A 1,047-nucleotide genomic window follows, 5' to 3' on the forward strand; every position below is an offset into this window, starting at 1 on the left:
CCCCCTAACGCTACAAGTAAAATAAAAAGACGACCGAAAATTCTTCTAGTCGTCTTTTCCTATTTATTTCGGAGTATTTCCTACATATTGCGTAATATCAACATTTAACGCCTGCGCTAAACGCATGCCGTACTCTTGATCTGCACGGAAGAAGTTACAAACAGCTAGTAATTTCGTGCGTTCATTTACGTCTTTTAAGTCATTTGTTAAGTTTGCAATTAAGTTATCTTGCTCTTCTTTAGAGAATGAACGGTAACGCTCACCCGCTTGTTTGAAGTCATTTGGTTTGTCAATTTTTTCACGAGATACGTAGCCTTCTACTTTCATAGTTGAATCGCGGTAAGTTGGATCTTCAACTGGATTTTCAGTATGACGGCTCGGTTCGTAGTTTATTGTAGATGGGTTTTGATCCACTTGCATCGCACCATCACGTTGTTGGTTACGAACAGCTGCGTACGGGCAGTTTACAGGAATTTGTAAATAGTTTGCACCAAGGCGATAACGCTGCGTATCTGGGTAAGAGAATAAACGACCTTGTAATAATTTATCTTCAGATGGTTCAATACCATTTACAGTTGCACTTGGAGTAAACGCCGCTTGTTCTACTTCCGCAAAGAAGTTTTTCGGGTTACGATTTAACGTCATTGTCCCTACTTCTATTAACGGGAAGCGATCTTCTGGCCATACTTTCGTTGGATCTAGTGGATCGAAATCTAAAGAGTCCGTTTCATCTAGTTGCATTACTTGTACGTGTAAATCCCATTTTGGGTAGTTTCCTTTTTCGATTGCATCGAATAAGTCACGAGTTGCATGATTGAAGTCTTTACCTTGCACTTGCTCGACTTCTTTTGCACTTAAGTTACGCACACCTTGCTGTGGTTTCCAGTGATACTTAATGTAAACAATTTTACCTTCTGCATTAATCCATTTAAATGAATGTACGCCGAAACCTTCCATTTCACGATAGTTTGCTGGTGTACCGTAATCAGAAAATACCCATGTCATCATGTGTGTAGATTCTGGAGTTAACGTCATGAAATCCCAGTA

Annotated in this window: 1 protein-coding gene; it reads right to left on the reverse strand. The window is 39.7% G+C overall.

The genetic code is table 11. The features are described from left to right. Positions 1-63 precede the first annotated feature (63 nt). Positions 64-1,047, reverse strand: a 984-nt coding sequence (locus AC1DTM_RS28170) for a catalase (protein WP_477001454.1), incomplete at its 5' end; no start/stop codon positions are given.

The organism is Bacillus sp. P4_D3, assembly GCF_056401855.1.